The 20,368-nt window shown below is 37.0% G+C and carries 5 protein-coding genes; 3 read left to right on the top strand and 2 right to left on the bottom strand.

From position 1 onward, the window contains the following. Positions 1-114 precede the first annotated feature (114 nt). Positions 115-3,972 carry a T9SS sorting signal type C domain-containing protein gene (locus tag CLU81_RS11460; protein ID WP_233209694.1) on the bottom strand — a complete coding sequence of 1,286 codons (3,858 nt, stop codon included), beginning with the start codon at positions 3,970-3,972 and terminating at the stop codon, positions 115-117. A 182-nt stretch (positions 3,973-4,154) separates the two neighbouring features. Then, positions 4,155-11,474, bottom strand: coding sequence for a T9SS sorting signal type C domain-containing protein (locus tag CLU81_RS11465; RefSeq protein ID WP_099709920.1), 7,320 nt, complete (start codon positions 11,472-11,474; stop codon positions 4,155-4,157). 390 nt (positions 11,475-11,864) lie between these two features. On the opposite strand from CLU81_RS11465, the gene CLU81_RS11470 reads away from it, so the two are divergent. The 3 genes from CLU81_RS11470 (at position 11,865) to CLU81_RS11480 (ending at position 20,272) form a co-directional block, all read left to right on the top strand. Next, on the top strand, positions 11,865-12,338 hold the full coding sequence (locus CLU81_RS11470) for a regulatory protein RecX (protein ID WP_099709921.1): 474 nt from the start codon (positions 11,865-11,867) through the stop codon (positions 12,336-12,338). 441 nt (positions 12,339-12,779) lie between these two features. Further along, a complete protein-coding gene (locus CLU81_RS11475) occupies positions 12,780-17,027 on the top strand; it encodes an Ig-like domain-containing protein (RefSeq protein ID WP_099709922.1) in 4,248 nt (1,415 codons plus the stop codon). A 251-nt stretch (positions 17,028-17,278) separates the two neighbouring features. Further along, positions 17,279-20,272, top strand: a complete 2,994-nt coding sequence (locus CLU81_RS11480) for a T9SS sorting signal type C domain-containing protein (protein ID WP_158235326.1) — start codon at positions 17,279-17,281, stop codon at positions 20,270-20,272. The last annotated feature ends 96 nt before the right edge of the window (positions 20,273-20,368 follow it).

Consider the following 20,368-nt stretch of genomic DNA (forward strand, 5'->3'; position numbering starts at 1 on the left):
GAGGTAATTTAATCTCAAAAAACGTCTGACAAATACATCAGATCAAAAATTATTGCATAAAAAAATCCAATCTGTTTTGCAGAATGGATTGTAAAAATTTTGAAAAAGATCTTCTTAAAAAGGTATTTTTTTTGTTATCGAATTTCCATTTTCCAATGTCACTTTTACAAGTAAAATTTGATGTGCTGAAAACAAATTCTGAATGGTTAATTTACTTGTATCCAATTTATTTTTTCTATAGATTCTTTTTCCAGAAATATCAAAAACAACAACTCCATTTATATTTTGATTTTTGGCAGTAATAAAAATCATTTTATCTTTTTCCCAAACTACAACATCATTGTCCTGAACCTCAAAATTGCCAATACTTAATGTTTTATCAGTAAATTTTACTATAAAACGATCGCTAAAGGTTCCTATTGAAGAATTAAAGAAATAGGGTGATTGAGACAAATTATGAATGGTCTTCAAATCTTTATCTTCAATAAAAAAATTTGTTTTCTCAAAAATCCCGTCTTTGTGATCAATACTAAAATTAAAATTACCTTCGATTCCTACTTTAAAACCCAATACAATAGAATCATTTTCGGTAAAAGGCAGAGCACGTCCCTGAATTACTAATTTTTTATTTTCAATAATACTATAGAAATCCACATACTGATTACCAATCATACTTAGAGCATCATACTTATCATCAAGTTCGTTGGTCGCTCCATCAATATAACCAAGTAGAATTTGTTTAAATATACCTTCATTATTTCTTAGGTTCAACCAAAATCTATGTTTTTCAATTGTATTTTCATTTGAAACTTTATCTCGGTTTGCAGGTTTAAAAAAACGTTCGTTTCTTCCCACAATTCTCATTTCGTTGGTAAAACTGGCAAATCCTAAATCTTTACTTTGCAGAAAAAAAGATTGTCCTGCTGCAATCGCACCATTCGGCTCTGTTATAGCAGAAACCAAAGTCGTTGCGGCGGTACTAACTCCTCCAAGTAAATTATAAGTTGCGTAGTCATCAGCTGTATATTTAAAATTGGTTATTGGTGTATTATGAGTCCAGAAATAAAGTGCTCCTTTTATTTTTAAGGCATTATTCATCAAAAAAACATCCGCATTAATTGCCGACGGATAGGGATTTCCAACTAAATTATAACTGTCCTCCGTTCCCAAATCAACCTTTATTTTTCCATTATTCGGAATCCCTTTAAAAGTAGCTTCAAATACAGATCGTTCTGTAATTGAAAAATTCTGTGGCGCTCTAATAACATATCCTTTGCCTACAATCATGATATTGGAAGGTTTCTCGAATGTCCAGCTTTCTGACAAACTATCATAAGATTGATATTTATCCAATAACGTATTTGGAGAAACATCGATCAATTTTTGATTTTCCACGGGAGAAGACCAATAGGTAAAATCATATCTTAAGACTGGCTTTGTTTTTCTTTTAAAATGAATAATTCCTGTATTTATCATATCATCGTCTGATTGATATAAACTCGCTGAATCTTCTAATACTAACGTTCCTAAACCTATATATGAAAATTCAATTCCTAAAGTATTACCACTTAATAATGTGACTGTTTTTCCTTCGTCAATAGAGCAACTACAAATATTTGTAGTTGTCAAGGAAGCAAAATTTTCTCTAAAAAACACTTCCTTACCAACTGATGGCTTTCCATTATCCCAGGAAATGCCATTCCAGATTGTAGAATCAACGCAGAGTTTCAGACGTGCAATTCTATGTTTTGTAATTTTGGAAACAGAATTAAAATTCCCTCCTATTAATAGTCTATAATCTGATGTAAAACTCATTGCAAAAAGAGTATTGTTCAAAGGAGCATCAAAAGAGACATCATTATCCCCATTTTTCAACAACCGTATAAACCGCTGAGAAGGCAATTTTTTGTAGGTTCCGGAGAAAGTTCCTCCTACCAGAATTCTATCATCGGGCTGAACAAGAATACTGCGAACTTCTCCTTTGCTAAAACCTGTACCTGAATCAAATGTAGTATCTAAACCACCATTAGAGTTTAGCCGAAGTATTCGTTTTTGTGCAGCTTTGTTATAGCTTAAAAAAGAACCTCCAATGATTATTTTCTGATCAGATTGTAGTGCGATTACATAGATGTTTTTATCGAAACCTTCGCCAATATTAAAACCGGAATCAATACTTCCGTCGGAATTTAAGCGGACTAAACGAGCGAAACTATTTCCATTAAAACTATTAAATCTTCCTCCTGCCAAAATTTTTCCGTCAGGCTGAATTAAAATCGCCTCAATAATAGCGTCAGCACCAAGGCCTGTATTAAAGCTATTATCACGAGAACCATCTGACAATAATCTAATAATTCTTCCCACTCCGGTTGAACCATTATAGGCGGTAAAATTGCCTGCAACAATTACTTTTCCATCTGACTGGATTGCCATTGCATATATCTGACTATTGAATCCGGATCCGATATTAAAATTAGTATCAATTGTTCCATCAGGAAAAACTCTGGTTATCCGATTGGAGATTACATCGTTATACTTTGTAAAGTTTCCTCCAAAAACAATTTTCCCGTCTGATTGTAATACGGCAGATTTTATGAGATTATTTGCTCCTGATTTATTAGAATTAAAAGATAGATCAGAGAATCCGTTCTCTAAAAGTCGGGCGATTCTAAAAATTGGGTCGCCATTAAATTTGGTAAAACTTCCAAAAATCATTGTTTTATTATCTTCTAATGGCAAAATTTTTAAAACCGAATTATCAAAACCAACTCCTGCAGACAGGTAACTACTATCATGATCTCCATCTGGGTTAACTTTTACTAATCTGCCTTGATTTTGCCCGTCAAAAGTTAAAAAAGATCCTCCAATATACCACGAGCCATTTGAGTCATTTATTAATGCTAAAACAGAGCCTGAACCTGGTCCGGATTCTATATCAAAATCTGAATTTAGAGTTCCATTAGAATTTAAAAGAAAAACTCTATTAATTGCATTGCCATTATATAAGCCAGCGAAAGATCCTCCAACCATTATTCGACCCGCAGCATCTATTTTGACTGTTTGAACCGCTCCTCCGTTTATGCCCGAGCCCGATAATAAACTATTGTCTATGGTACCGTCTTCGTTTAGACGTATGATTCTATTTGCTATAATTCCGTTGTAGGTTGTGAAGCTTCCGCCCAGAATAATTTTACCATCTTCCTGAACTGCTATTGCATCGATATCATCATTAAAACCTGTTCCGATATTAAAGGTTTCGTCTACGCTTCCATCATAATTTAAACGGGCAATTTTATTCTTTGAAGTGCCATTAAATTCTAAAAAATTTCCGGAAATCAGAATTTTTCCAGTGGCTAAAACTCTGGCATTTGAAATAATTACTGATGAACCGGAACCTGTAATAAAAGTAGAATCTAAGGTTCCATTTGGAAGTAAACGTGCAATTCGATTTACTGTAATATTATTATATTTTGTAAAACTGCCTACAATAATAATTTTGCCATCTGGTTGCGGACAAATATTATAGATAATTCCTGTTGTGGCCGCGATCGATGTATTAAAGGATGTGTCGTTTGTTCCATCTTTATTTAGACGAATTAACCTTCCTGAACTTACGCCATTGTAAGATGTAAAACTTCCGCCAACTAGTATTTTGCCGTCAGGCTGAATGTGAGTTGTATATACTTTTCCATTGAAACCAGTTCCGGTATTAAAACTTAAGTCAATAGTTCCGTCAGGTTTTAAACGGGTTAAATAAGTACATGGTATTCCGTTAAGGCTTAAATAATCACCTCCTACTATTAGCTTTTCATCTAATTGCAGCGATAAAGTTCTGACTGTATTGTCGAAACCATCTCCATTTAGGCCATCATCAAATGTGTTAAAAGTTATATCGACTTTGCCTTGCTGTGCATAAAGTTGTGGCGTAAATGTCGAACTAATTAAAATCAAGGAACAAAATAATTTTCTAATCAAAATTTAAATTTTCAGGTTATTACTATTTGTAAGAATAACCCGAAATGTAGAGTTCTTTTATGACTACAGCAATACCCACTTTTGGTTAAATTTATCTTTACATCAAAAAAAAATCCATTCCGAAAAAACGGAATGGATTTAGATAATTTAAAATCATAAAGATGTTTTAATCTCTAGATCATTTATTGAAATATAATCTTTTTGGTTGTTGTAAAGCCATTGTCTAAAGTAACTTTTACTAATAACACCTGATTACTTGATTGTAAATTTGGTATTTGCAATTCATTAACGTCAATTTTCTTTTTGCTATAAAGAAGCTGTCCATTGATATCATAAATCGTAACTTCTTTGATCGTTTCTTTACTAGAATTTACTTTGATCGTTTTATCTTTTATAGAGACAAAGATAGTATTTTCAAGATTTTCAAAATCTCCTGTTCCAAGTGTTTTCTTGATATATGCAATTGTAAAACGGTCTGTAAAAGTTCCTATCGCAGTTGTAAAAGTATAGTTACCTGCTTTTAGGTCTGTAACTTTTCCTGTTGTTTTATCTTCCAGATAAACTGCCTGATTATTAAAAAATCCGTCAGCATGATCGATTGAAATAATAAAATCGCCAGCAACTGTAGTTTTATATCCTAACGGAACGCGATCTGTATCTGCAAATGGTAAAGCACGACCCTGAATAATCAATTTATCTGCTTGATTAATACTGTAGAAATCTATAAAAGTATTTCCATTATTTGTAGCAGCATCATAATTAACATCCCAGTCATTTGTTGCCCCTTCGATATAACCAACTAAAACTTGTTTGAAAGCTCCTTGATTACTTGTAAGGTTTAACCATACACGATTTTTCTCGATAGCATTTGTTTTTGCTGTTTTGAAAAATTGCTCATTTCTTCCGTCAACTCTCATATCATTTGTGAACTTAACAACACCCGGAGCAGAAGCCAACATAAAGAAAGACTGACAGGCAGCTATATCGCCTGTTGGCGGTGGTGTTGGACCTGTTCCTGTTGAGCCGGATAAATTAAAGACGGCATAATCGTTACTGGTGTAATCATAAGATCCCCCTGCTGAAGGTGTACCGCTTGGAGGAGAATTATGCGTCCAAAAGTATAATGATCCAATATCTACAGATGGAGACGCATCATGGTTAATTTTAATTAATTTTTCTGCATCTATTGCTGATGGATAAGGATTACCTATTAAACTCCATTTTGCACCATATATGGCAACTGAATAATCTCCATTGTTAGGCGTTCCCGTAAAAACTGCCGGATAAACTGTTGGAGCAGTAATTGAAAAAGTTTGCGGAGCTCTTACTGCATAACCTACAGCAGGTTCCATATCTTTTAATCCGTTTAAATGGATATCCCATAATGATGTTGTCGAATTATAGCTCTGATACTTGTCTAATAAAGTACCCGGAGATAAATCCTTAAGTTTATAAGGAGTTACAGTATTTGTTATTGGTGTTGACCAATAAGTAAAATCATAACGGCGAACTGGTTCTGTATTTCTATAATAAGTAATATTTCCGGTATTTGTCGCATTTGTTGTTTGCACTAAACTTGCTTCGTCTTTAAAAACTAAAGAACCTAAAGACGCTACTGTTACGCTACCTACAACTTTTAAAGTGTTTTTGCTATCTACTGTTAATGAAGCATTGTCATTTACATTAAGTGTAAAGGCGTCTGCAACGATTCCTGTTCCTTGAATACTTGGAACATTTAATACCGTTGACGCATCTGGTATTACAACACAATCTGACGGTAATGGTATTCCTGAAGGATTCCAGTTTGCAGGATTATTCCAGTTTCCATTTGTGTTTCCTGTCCATACTTTAGAAGAAGAAACATTTATTGTCACATTTGTAGAAGCTAAAGAACTACAAGAATTAGCAGCACCTACAACCGTAAAAGTATAATTACCCGGCGCAAGATTTTGCACATTGTATGTTATTCCTGTACCATTATATGAACCTGGAGCTGAACCGCTTTGTGTGATTGTCCAAGTTCCGCTTGACGGTAAATTACTCAACAAAACACTACCTACTGGTGAAGCACATGTTGGTTGTGTTGGAGTTCCCGGACTTGGAGTTCCTGGTAATGCATTTACAGTAATTAGTTTAGTTGTTGTCACTGCTCCACATGATCCCGCATTAGTTGTCAATGTTAATGTGATACTACCAGATTCTGATGCGCTGGCTGTATAAGTAGCAGTTGATGGATTGTTTGCATTTGCCCAGCTTCCTGATCCACCTGTCCATACTCCGCTAGTAGCTCCTCCACCAACTGATCCCCCCATTGCTTGTGAAGTACCTCCTTGGCAGATAGCTGGCAATACTCCTCCGGCATTAGCTGTTGAAAGTTGATTTACTGTTATTGTTTTTGTAACTGTCACTGCTCCACATGATCCCGCATTAGTTGTCAATGTTAATGTGATACTGCCAGATTCTGATGCGCTGGCTGTATAAGTAGCATTCGATGGATTGTTTGCATTTGCCCAACTTCCTGATCCACCTGTCCATACTCCGCTAGTAGCTCCTCCACCAACTGATCCTCCCATTGCTTGTGAAGTACCTCCTTGGCAGATAGCAGGCAATACTCCTCCGGCATTAGCTGTTGAAAGTTGATTTACTGTTATTGTTTTTGTAACTGTCACTGCTCCACATGATCCCGCATTAGTTGTCAATGTTAATGTGATACTGCCAGATTCTGATGCGCTGGCTGTATAAGTAGCAGTCGATGGATTGTTTGCATTTGCCCAGCTTCCTGATCCACCTGTCCATACTCCGCTAGTAGCTCCTCCACCAACTGATCCTCCCATTGCTTGTGAAGTACCTCCTTGGCAGATAGCAGGCAATACTCCTCCGGCATTAGCTGTTGAAAGTTGATTTACTGTTATTGTTTTTGTAACTGTCACTGCTCCACATGATCCCGCATTAGTTGTCAATGTTAATGTGATACTGCCAGATTCTGATGCGCTGGCTGTATAAGTAGCAGTCGATGGATTGTTTGCATTTGCCCAGCTTCCTGATCCACCTGTCCATACTCCGCTAGTAGCTCCTCCACCAACTGATCCTCCCATTGCTTGTGAAGTACCTCCTTGGCAGATAGCAGGCAATACTCCTCCGGCATTAGCTGTTGAAAGTTGATTTACTGTTATTGTTTTTGTAACTGTCACTGCTCCACATGATCCCGCATTAGTTGTCAATGTTAATGTGATACTGCCAGATTCTGATGCGCTGGCTGTATAAGTAGCAGTCGATGGATTGTTTGCATTTGCCCAGCTTCCTGATCCACCTGTCCATACTCCGCTAGTAGCTCCTCCACCAACTGATCCTCCCATTGCTTGTGAAGTACCTCCTTGGCAGATAGCAGGCAATACTCCTCCGGCATTAGCTGTTGAAAGTTGATTTACTGTTATTGTTTTTGTAACTGTCACTGCTCCACATGATCCCGCATTAGTTGTCAATGTTAATGTGATACTGCCAGATTCTGATGCGCTGGCTGTATAAGTAGCAGTCGATGGATTGTTTGCATTTGCCCAGCTTCCTGATCCACCTGTCCATACTCCGCTAGTAGCTCCTCCACCAACTGATCCTCCCATTGCTTGTGAAGTACCTCCTTGGCAGATAGCAGGCAACACTCCTCCGGCATTAGCTGTTGAAAGTTGATTTACTGTTATTGTTTTTGTAACTGTCACTGCTCCACATGATCCCGCATTAGTTGTCAATGTTAATGTGATACTGCCAGATTCTGATGCGCTGGCTGTATAAGTAGCAGTCGATGGATTGTTTGCATTTGCCCAACTTCCTGATCCACCTGTCCATACTCCACTAGTAGCTCCTCCACCAACTGATCCTCCCATTGCTTGTGAAGTACCTCCTTGGCAGATAGCAGGCAATACTCCTCCGGCATTAGCTGTTGAAAGTTGATTTACTGTTATTGTTTTTGTAACTGTCACTGCTCCACATGATCCCGCATTAGTTGTCAATGTTAATGTGATACTACCAGATTCTGATGCGCTGGCTGTATAAGTAGCAGTCGATGGATTGTTTGCATTTGCCCAACTTCCTGATCCACCTGTCCATACTCCGCTAGTAGCTCCTCCACCAACTGATCCTCCCATTGCTTGTGAAGTACCTCCTTGGCAGATAGCAGGCAATACTCCTCCGGCATTAGCTGTTGAAAGTTTATTTACTGTTATTGTTTTTGTAACTGTCACTGCACCGCATGATCCCGCATTAGTTGTCAATGTTAATGTGATACTGCCAGATTCTGATGCGCTGGCTGTATAAGTAGCAGTCGATGGATTGTTTACATTTGCCCAGCTTCCTGATCCACCTGTCCATACTCCACTAGTTGCTCCTCCACCAACTGATCCTCCCATTGCCTGCGAAGTACCTCCTTGGCAGATAGCAGGCAACACTCCTCCGGCATTAGCTGTTGAAAGTGCGGTCACGTTCACAGTGTAAATAGCCGTAGCTACTAAACAAGGTCCATTTGATACCGTCATAGTTAAAACAACAGCATTTCCTGCATCTCCTGATGCAGCTGCATAAGTTGGCGTTAAAGTTGTTGCATTAGTTAATGAACCCGTACCGTTATGTGACCATAATATAGTTCCATTTGTTGCATTTGCGCCACTTACTAATGCTGTACCTGTTTGGCATATTGTCGTACTACCTCCTGCAGTTGCTGTTGGAGTAGGTAAGGTTATAGTAACTCTACCCATACCACCTATACCCCCAGAACTATTAGTACCGTTTGTGTTGCGTCCACCTGCACCACCACCACCAGGGGCATTTCCATCTGCTCCCTTACCATTAGTAATAGTACCGGCAGCTATTGCGCCTCCGTTAGCTCCTGCACTTCCGCTACCTGCAATACGACTAGCACCAGTTAAATTTGCTGAACCTCCGGCCGCACCATATGCACTAGTAGTTGTACCACCAACATTTCCAGTTGAAACAGCAGTACCTCCGGTTCCATTATTAGTTGTATTATTTCCTACCACTCCACCTCTACCACCTACGGCCAAAATTGTTGTCGCTGAACCAAACCAAGATGATCCACCAGTTCCTCCAGTAGCAGTTGTAGAAACAGTACCTCCAGTACCAACATTAATTGTATATGTAGAATTAGGTGTAACTGTAAATGATGCGTTTTTAACGTAGCTACCTCCAGCTCCACCACCACCAGCCGATGGGTTATTAGAAGCTCCGCCACCACCACCGCCAGCTCCCCAGCATTCCACTTGAATATTTGTAACTCCTGCAGGAATAGTATAAGAACCTGAGGAGTCAAAAACAATAGTTGATGATGAAACTGTTACTGCCGCCGTAGTTGCTGAGCAATTAGGTGCAGTGCCACTAGTAAAACTAAATGTTGCCGTTCCTGTTGCTAAACCTACTACATCGCCATTATTCGCTACAGAAGCAATCAAAGGATTGTTACTTACCCAATTACCTCCACTTGTAGGAGATAATTTAGTTGTACCATTCACACAAATATTGCTGCTACCTGTAATACTTACAGTTGGTGGAGTACTTATTGATATAACTGGAGAACCATTCATGTTTGAAGAACAAGCAGTAGTAACTAAAGTATTTTTAGCAACCACTGTGTATGTACCCGCTACCGTTTGAAGACCAAAACTAATCGCAGACCCTGTTCCCGTAACAACAGCACCCGCAACATCGACTCCGTCTCTTTGCAACTGATAGCTAATATTTGAAGTCGAACTAACTGCATCCGAACCATCCAGACCTACTAAAACTCCGGTACCACCAGAACAATATGGTCCTCCTCCGGTAACATTATAAACTGTCGGAAGATCAATTACATATACAAATGTACTGGAATAAACATTTCCGCAACCGCTTGAATTGGTTGCTAATACTTTAAATTCCTTCATTCCAGTTTGTGTAAATGTAACTGAGGGATTTTTAGTAGTCGTCCCTGCAACCAAACTTGTTCCCGAAGATGGTGTTGACCATGAATAAGTTACACCTGAAACAGAAATATTATCCACATCTAACCCTGCAGATCCTCCTACACAAACAGTTAATGTTTTATAACTCCCTTTAGGATTTGTTATCGCAATGGGAACTACCTGAGTAGATGGAACTAAAACTATATTATCGATAATAGACCCCAGAGTACTTGTTCCTCCCAAGGAGTTGAAAAATTCAAGCACTATTGAAGAACTTGTTGGCGTAAAGGTTAGAGTACCTATTTGCGGAGTACTATTAGTATCACTAGTAGTAATATTTTTTGATGCTGTAATAGAGCCACCTTCATATACTCTAACATCAACCGCAACGGTAGCTGGAGATCCCGGTCTTCGCGCATAAAGAAAATTTAGTGTATACTGAACATTTGGAATAACAGCTACAGTTTGCCCTAACGATGCCTGGCTATCTAATTCTGCTGTATTATCATCATTATTATTGTTAAAATAAATTTTTTCATTCAAAACCTCAACATAAGAAGTACCACTAACGGGTCCTTTTGAATTAATTGCAGGTGTCCAACTAGTAGCTCCACCAGTAAAATCGCCATTAGTAATTAAATTAGTCACACAATTCGAAATAACAACCTGATCTACTGATGTTCCGCAACCATTAGTTATGGTCCAGTTCAATGTCCATGTTCCTGCTCCTGAAGGTGTAAATACAGACGTTGGATTTGAAGTATCGCCACTAGCAAACTGACTTGTTGAAAGACTTGGACCACTCACTATTGACCATGTTCCTGTGTTACCCGTTCCCGGAGTATTAGCCCCTAATGTAAATGTAGTATTTTTATATTGATCAGGTCCTGCATTGGATACTGTCAGGACCGGTGGGGTATTATAAGTAATTTTTATTTGACCATTCCCTCCACTTCCACCATACCTGTCCGTACCATTACCAACATAAGCGCCGCCACCGCCACCGCCAGGTTGGGATCCTGAATTTCCATCTCCACCATTCCCACTATTTGAACGCGCAGCACCTCCAACACCTCCATTATTACCGCCTCTTCCACCTGCGCCACCTTGAGTTAATGTTGCATTACTACCATCAGCTCCCTTTACTAAAGTGCTTCCTATGCTTCCTGTAGTTGTACCTAGACCACCTGCAACAGTTGTATAATTTGGTGCAGTACCGCCATTCCCACCTTTAGCAAGTAAAGTTGTATTATTAACAAACCATGTATCTCCTCCTCTTGCCCCAACAGCAGTAGCTGCAGGTGCTCCAGCCCCTACACTATAAGAAATAGATTGACCTGATGAAACAGTTATGATTGAAGAAGCATATGTTCCACCAGCTCCTCCTCCTCCTCCTAGAGCAGTACTACTAGTTGAACCACCTCCAGCTCCTCCTCCTCCCCATGTTTCAACAGTGATTGATGAAACACCACAAGGAATAACAAAGGAACCTGAGCCAGTTGCAGTAATTGTTTGAGTTGTTGTTTGAGCAGAAGAAATGAAATTAATTAAAAACATCCCCAAACAAAGCAATTTCAAATTAGGGATAAAAGATCTTTTTTTAGAAGTACTAAAAAAATTTAAAAATAAAGAACGAACGAAATAAAGTAGTTTTCGAATCATATAGGCGTGGTATTAATATTAGTTTTGGCGTTAAAAGAAATAAAACAGCAATGCATTTTTAAAACAATACTTTAAATTTGGCTTTTAATCTGAAAAATTAAAGCTAAAATCCTGTTTTTTAGACAGATTAAAACTTATCAAAATCTCGTACAAAAATATTATAATTCCACACATACACAACATTTTAGCAAACATTATTTTTAAGAAAAAGCAAAAAAAGACATACAATTTTAACAACAAAATGACTATTTTTAGAACAATTAGTTAAAAAGAAAGAAAAAACTCATGAAATCATTCTGCACCCCCAAAGAAGCCTTACTTAAACTCGAGCACTTTTGTGCCTATCAGGAGCGCTGTCATGCAGAGGTTGTTTCGAAATTATACAGCTTAAAAATGACCAATGATGAATCGGAACAAATCATAGTTCAGCTAATCGAAAGTAACTTTTTGAACGAGACTCGTTTTGCCTGCAGTTTTGCCAGAGGAAAACACAGAATGAAACAATGGGGAACTATCAGAATAACAAATGAATTAAAAGCAAGACAAATTTCTCCAACCAATATCACCATAGCCTTAAAAGAAATATCTCCTGAAGAGTATGACACAACTTTTCAGCAATTATCAGAAAGATGTTGGGAAAATTTACGTGAAAAAGACGTGCTGAAAAAGAGAAAAAAATTCTGCGATTATATGTTAAGACGCGGTTTCGAAAGTTTTTTGGTTTATGATAAAGTAAAAGAATTGGAGAAAAATTCATAGCTTAATTTTATCGTTGACAATTATGCCCTAAATCCATTTTAAGATCTAAAAAATAATTTACTAAAATTCTAAAATTGCAAGTCAAAAAACTTCGTAATCGATAAGGTTTAAAATTGCATTTTTATAAGAAAAACCATCAATCACAAATCTTCCGTTTTTTGCACAATCTGCATCATAAATCACTTTTTTATAATTAAATATTCAAAAGAAGCTAGTTTTTAAAGTGTATTTTGCGATTTTTCTTATATTTAAAAAAGCTAATTTATAAGAAATAACGCAATTTGATTAATTTTATGATGTAGTTCATCGATTATTTTAACATTTCATCGACTATATCGTTCTTCTAAAAACCGTTCCGATATCCAACACGTAGATGTATCTATCTTTGCGTGGGCAAAAAAAACCTATGCCTACATAACATTCTGATAGAAAACATTTAACATGAAGAAAACTCTACTTTTATTTTTATTGTTACCTTTTTTTGGAATTGCACAAACTGATCTTGCTAAGTGGAATGCTGTAAACAGCAATTTATACAAGCCAACAGTTAAACCAAATGTAGTAGCTGCGGATATTTCTGCTACGGTAAATTCTTCAGATTTTAAATACGTTAATAATTCAAATGAAAACGTATTTTATGACAGTTCAGGCTGGCCAGTTCCTTCAGCAAATGGAGGTACTTATGATCCAACCAAATATATTTCTTTGCAGATTACAGCTGCAGCAAACTACAAACTAGATTTGTCCAGTCTAAGTTTTGAATGCAGATCTCAAGGAAACACAAATAATTTCAGAATTAAATATTCCAAAGATCCAAACTTTGTAACCGGAGTTAAAGACCTGATGGCCGAAACAATAAGCACATCTACATGGACAACATACAATCCGTCTTTTTTACCTGAAATCAATCCTGTACTCCCTACCCAAACTGTGTATATCAGGATCTATGTTTATAATACCAACAATAACTTTCAATTAAAAATAGGCTCGATAGCAACAAATGGAGGTCCTACAATAAAAGGAAACATCACTAACTTTGATCCTAATTCACTTCTGGCAATAAATGATTATGTAACAACCACAAAAGATCAGGTAAGTAACATATCGCTAATAGGCAACGACGTTAAGGGTTCATCAAATATCAATAGCCTGACACTTACAACAAGACCAAGCGCGAGTGAAGGAACTATTACTGTTAATCCAGATTATTCGGTTACTTTTAATCCTGCTTTATCCTATATTGGCAGCACTTCATTTATGTATACAATTACAAACGCTACACAATCCTCTACTGCAACGGTTTACTTAACCGTTAATGACTTTCAGGAAGAAAATCTTGCGTTATGGAACGGTGCTTCATCAAGTCTTAATCCTGTACTTAACAGTAATGTAACTTCAGGACCAATAACTGCATCCGGAGGCGTACAGTTGACACCCGTTAACAATTCCGGAAGTAATATATTTTTTGAAACTTCGCAGTGGCCTACTCCTGCCGTAAATGGTGAAAATTTTGTCCAATCTACACCCAAATATGTAACCTTTAAGATTTCACCAGATCAGAATCATAAAATCGATTTGACAACTTTCAGCTTTACGCACAGAAAAATTTCAAGTGATGGTCAAAAATTTCAAGTGCAATACTCTAAAGATGCTTCTTTTGCTACAGGTGTAAAAACATTTGTTGCAGAAACATCAAGCACAAATAGCTGGGCAACAATAACAAAAACTTTTGCCTCAGATGCAAGTACGCTTGTACCTAATGAAACTATGTACATTCGATTTTATGTTTATAATACCAACAATGCTTTTCATATACAAAACGGTAACGGAAACAGTATTGGACCTGTAATCAAAGGGTATGTAAGAGGTCTTGACACCCTAACAGCATACAACGATGCAGCAACTACACCATCAAATCAAAGCATTCCAATTCCAGTTTTAAATAATGACGTCAAAGGAACTATTCCTTTACAAACTATGACGGCGACACAACCTGCCACAGGAGGTTCTGTAGTTGTAAACGGACTAACTGATATTACTTTTACTCCAACTTCCGGATTTATCGGAACATCTACATTTACGTACACTTTATACAATGGAAGCATTTATTCATCTGCCACAGTAACTGTAAACGTTACAGCACCACCATGCGTTGCTACCCCAACGCCGGGAATTAATCGTTGGAATGGATATGTATACACTTACACAGGAACACCAGCGCCAACTACATATGTTGGAACGGTTTATGAAAATCCAAATTTTGAAAGAGATGTACAATACGGAACAATAACAGGCGACCAAAGTGTTGCTGCTGATAATTTTTGTGGTCCGGTACCCGCCGAAAATTTTATGGTGCGTTATTTAATGCAAACAACGACAACAGCAGATACTTACAATTTTACAATAGGAGGAGATGATGGTGTTCGACTGTATATTGACGGAAACATAGTTACTCTTTCGCCAACAGATTCATGGAGCGATCATGGCTATAACACTTATGTAGCTCAGGTTGCGTTAAATGCCGGAACACATAATTTTATACTTGAATATTATGAAAAAGGAGGAATCGCAAGAGTATCCTTTTCACATGGCGCGGTGATAGGAACTAATGCCTCACTTCCGTTTGGAATTAATAAATGGAACGTTTACGGTTTCAATTTACCAGACATCAATTTGCAAACTGCAAGTTTTGCGGGAATGTATGTTGATCCAAATCTAAACTTTGACACACAACTTTTTTGGAATAAAACAAAATCACCTTCTTATTACTCTGGTTGGCAAGGTGCTCCAATGCCTATCGACAATTTTACTATTACTTACAAACGTAAGGGCTTTCCATGCGGTCGCTATCAACTTGTGCTGCCAAATTGTGATGATGTGGCAAAAATTTTCATTAATGGAGTTGACATTTTTACTCAAAATGGCTACAGTAATGCTAATGTACAGGTAAATGGAAATACCACATATTTCCTAAACGAAAATTCTACAGTAGAAGTACGCCTTAGAGAAGATGCCGGTGATGCTAATGTTGCTCTTACTTTTATTGATACACCAACTGAATATAATGGCACGGGAACTATTCCCCCAAACTCAACTTCTATTAAAATAACTGCAAATACAACTTTAAGTAACGATATCGAAGTTTGTTCTTGTACGATTAATCCAAATGTGATTCTTACCGTACCTTCTAACAAAACATTGACGGTTAACCAAAATATAACTGTTGGAACGGGTGGAAAACTTCTGCTTGAAGATGGAGCATCATTACTACAAACTAGTACCACAACAAATGCTTATCAAGGCGCAGCAGATTCTTTTCAGGTACTAAGAAACACAGATTTAGTGAAACGCTATGATTTTACGTATTGGTCAGCGCCAATAACCAAAATTCCAGCTTATACTATGCATGACTTGTCACCAGGTACATTATTAGACAAATATCAGAGTTATGATTCCTCAGCAAATGCATGGAAGATCAATTTAAACGGAACAGATGAAATGAAACCTGGTGTAGGATACGCAATTAGAGCGCCACAGAATTTTTCAATCACAAATCCAGTGACTTATCCTGCAACTTTTACGGGTGTTCCTAATAATGGTGATTATTCAGTTCAGCTTTATGCCACAAATTATAGTTTAATAGGAAATCCTTATCCATCAGCGATAGATGCACAAAAATTTATTACTATAAACCACAATGCTACACCATCTGTAGATGTTGGATCATTGTACTTTTGGACACACAATACACCTCCAAGTGATAAACCTTCAGCAGGAGGAACTTATGATTACACCAGTAATGATTATGCTGTTTTAAACCTATCAGGATCAACTTCTACAGGTGCAAAACGACCTGACGGAACTTACGAACCTGCACCATCAGGAAAAATAGCTTCTTGTCAGTCTTTCTTTATGCAGGCTTCTGGTCCTGGTGTTGTTAAGTTTACAAATGATATGCGTGTAAGCGGAAGCAACAATGAGTTTTATAAAACAACAAAAACAAATGAGCTCGATAAAAGTCGTATTTGGTTAAACCTTACTAGTAATCAAGGAGCTTTCAAACAAGCTTTGGTTGGTTATATCGAAGGTGCAACAAATGACTGGGATGTTAATTATGATGCAACTACGATGGCTGGAAATTCTTTTATAGATTTCTACAGTATTAATCAAGCAGATAAATTGAGTATTCAAGGGCGTGCTTTACCATTTACAGATACTGACAGAATTCCATTAGGATATAAAACTACTGTTGCAGGTGATTTTACAATTGCAATCGATCATGCTGACGGATTATTCGATAATCAGGCAGTATATCTGGAAGATAAAACGACAGGAAAAGTTATAGACCTAAAAGCTGGTAATTATACTTTTACAACTGCAATAGGAACTTTTACAGATCGTTTTACAATTGCTTATACCAAGAAAACTCTTGGAACAGGAGATTTTGAAAATACTGAAAACGATCTTTCGGTTTCTGTAAAAGAGAAAACAATCAAAGTAATTTCTACTAAAGAAAACATTAAAGAAGCTGCTATTTATGATATATCAGGAAAGCTTCTTTACAATAAAAAGAAAGTTGACGCAGCTGAATTACTGGTACAAAACCTTCAATCAGCCAATCAGGTTTTATTGGTAAAAATAACATTAGACAATGACTATGTTGTAACAAAGAAAATCATATTTAATTAAACCTACAATTATTATATGTAAAATCCGACAGTGAAAGCTGCCGGATTTTTATGTGTAATACAAAGTCTAAAACTGAATTATAAACATTTAAAAAAATATCGATCGTTTAAAAACCTACTATAACGACAGCTCTAAATCTATAACCAACTCTACAAAAAACCAAGCCCGCCATGCCCCATAAAACATTATTGCCTAATCATACCTTTTTTATACCAAAAATCGTATTGTTTTTTCTGTTGATTTCTTTTAAGATGTCTAGTCAAACCAAAATAACAACAATATACACAGACTGGAACGGCTATTGGAAATCAAATGCTTTAACCGCTGCTGGAAACAGACCTGATACCGAAAACAATTTACTGGCTTTTGAATGGAATAACAAGACATATTCTACAGGAGTAAATGATAATATTCTAAATGGAAAGTCTATTACGTATAGTTCTCAAAAATTTAGAGCGCTAAAAATTCAAACCCTGGGTTTAGACCCGGCGTCTATGTATTTTTTACAAGGTTCAAAAATAGACGGAGATGATGCAATTACAAAATTAATTCCCCCACTCGCAGGAACGACTGCAACAGGCGCCGAACTTGCTTCCCGACTTACAGATGGAGTTAACGGTTTAACTCTTGGAACGGGTATTGCCAATATAAAAGCAGGTTCAGCTGAATTTAAAGTGGGAACAAATAATCTTAATCTAAACGGTCTTGACGACAAAATTCCCGATTTAATTGTAACTCAGGTTGCAGAACCGGGAGGTAACGCAGATACTTTCAAATTTGTAGACAAAGACAATAATGTTGTCGGTCATGCCTTATCTACAAATTTTGGTTCAATGTCAGCTATTGGTACTTATAGCCTGGATTTATTCCGAGCTGATAATGCTGCCAGGGCTTTTACGCCCGCTGCAACCAGAGACATTCGAATGTTGGCAATTGAAACCAGCGAATTTGGTATTACAGCAGCAAATGCTGCAAGTGTCGATCGTTTTGTGGTTACTTTTTCCGGAAGTTCCGATTGTGCTTTTATAGCTTTTAATACCAATTCACTAAAAATCGCAGAGTTAACTTTGGTCACAAAAGGCACATTAACATCTTGCGGAAAAGCTGGAGACAAAATAAACTACACCTTTGAGGTAACCAATACTGGAGAAGTTCCTGTCACTGACATTAAAGTTACCGATGCCTTAACCGGAATAGCAATATCAGGAAATCCAATTGCATCATTGGCCGTTGGTACAAAAACAACTCTAACAGGAGTTTACACTATTACAGCAGCAGATGTTACTGCAGGTAAAATTATAAATACCGGAAAAGTTACCGGAGTCGATCCTTCATTAAACACCGTTGAATTTAATAATACACCTGCAACGACATTTTTGTTAACACCGCCAACGATCTCTAGTTTTACAAATACAACCTGTACCACTTTGGGAACTATTACATTAACTGATTTACTAGCTAGTGGAACATGGACTGTTGAAAGAAGTCCGGGAGCAGTTAAAACTACGAGCTCAGGAACATCAATTATACTGACAGGAATTCCGGCTGGAAAATATACTTATAAAGTTTACAACTCCTGTTTCATGTCGCCATCAAGTGCTGAAGTTACCATTACAAATCAATCTTCTACAACCTGGGATGGAACCACATGGTCTACTGGTGATCCAAATGCAACCAAAAGTGCCATATTTGCTGGACCTTTTACAATAACAGCAGATATAGAAGCTTGTTCCTGCACCATTAACTCAGGAGTTAACATAATTGTCCCTGCAGGACGTACTTTAAACATTAAAAATGCGCTTAATGTTGTCTCTGGAGGATCTCTAACATTTCAGAACAATTCAAGTTTATTGCAAACTAATGGAGTAACCAATACTAATACCGGCAATATTATCTATCAACGTAATACAGAACCAATTCGCCGATATGATTTTACTTATTGGTCAACACCAATAACAAATGCTGCTCAGCCCTATAAACTTAAGGACTTATCTCCGGGCACTTTATTAGACAAGTATCAGAGTTATAATTCGACAGGATCATCATGGAACATCCATTTAAACGGATTGAAAGATATGGAACCTGCTGTAGGTTATGCAGTAAGAGCTCCGCAAACTTTTTCGATTACTGCTCCAGCAGTTTATCCGGCAGTTTTTACTGGAACCCCTAACAATGGAAATTATACAGTTCCAATATATGGCGCAAAATGGAGTTTAATAGGCAACCCGTATCCATCAGCAATAGATGCAGAAAAATTTATTAAAATTAACCATGATGCTTCACCATCTGTAGATGTTGGATCATTATACTTTTGGACACACAATTCTCCGCCAAGTAGCACGCCTTCAGCTGGCGGTTCTTATGATTACACCAGTAACGATTATGCTGTCTTCAATTTATCTGGCTCAACAGGAACAGGCCCAACACCTCCACCATCAGGTAAAATAGCTGCCTGTCAATCTTTCTTTATGTTGGCTTCAGCACCTGGAATTGTTAAGTTCACAAATGATATGCGTATAAGCGGAAGCAATAATGAGTTTTATAAAACCACAAAAGCAAATGAGCTCGAGAAAAATCGTGTATGGTTAAATCTTACCAGTAATCAAGGAGCTTTCAAACAAGTTTTGGTTGGGTATATCGAAGGCGCAACAAATGACTGGGATGTTAATTATGATGCTGCTACAAATAATGGGAATACTTTTATAGATTTCTACAGTATTAATCAAGCAGATAAATTGATTATTCAGGGTCGCGCTTTACCATTTGCAGATACAGATCGCGTTCCGTTAGGATATAAGACTACAGTTGCTGGCGATTTTATTATTTCAATCGATCATGCTGACGGATTTTTTAACAATCAGGCAGTATATCTGGAAGATAAAACAACTGGAAAAGTTACAGACCTAAAAGCAGGCAACTATACTTTTACAACTGCAATAGGAACTTTTACAGACCGTTTTACAATTGCTTATACCAAAAAAACTCTTGGAACAGGAGATTTTGAAAACACTGAAAATGATGTTTTGGTTTCTGTAAAAGAGAAAACAATCAAAGTAACTTCTACTCAAGAAAACATCAAAGAAGTTGCTATTTATGATATTACAGGAAAACTTCTTTACAATAAAAAGAAAGTTGATTCGGCTGAATTACAAATACAAAACCTTCAATCGAGCATTCAGGTTTTATTGGTAAAAGTTACTTTAGAAAATGACTTTACATTAACCGAAAAAATAATATTTCAATAGTAACTTAACCAAATAACATTAAGCATCTTCTAAAATAAAAAATCCATTCTGTTTTGCGCAGAATGGATTTTTTTATTCATCTAAATGATATTATTG

Source organism: Flavobacterium sp. 9 (assembly GCF_002754195.1).
Taxonomy (GTDB): Bacteria; Bacteroidota; Bacteroidia; order Flavobacteriales; family Flavobacteriaceae; genus Flavobacterium.

Coding starts and splice junctions, on each gene's coding strand:
- CLU81_RS11465 (WP_099709920.1), bottom strand. CDS start 11,474: ATGTTTTTAATTAATTTCATTTCTTCTGCTCAAACAACAACTCAAACA.
- CLU81_RS11470 (WP_099709921.1), top strand. CDS start 11,865: ATGAAATCATTCTGCACCCCCAAAGAAGCCTTACTTAAACTCGAGCAC.
- CLU81_RS11475 (WP_099709922.1), top strand. CDS start 12,780: ATGAAGAAAACTCTACTTTTATTTTTATTGTTACCTTTTTTTGGAATT.
- CLU81_RS11480 (WP_158235326.1), top strand. CDS start 17,279: ATGTCTAGTCAAACCAAAATAACAACAATATACACAGACTGGAACGGC.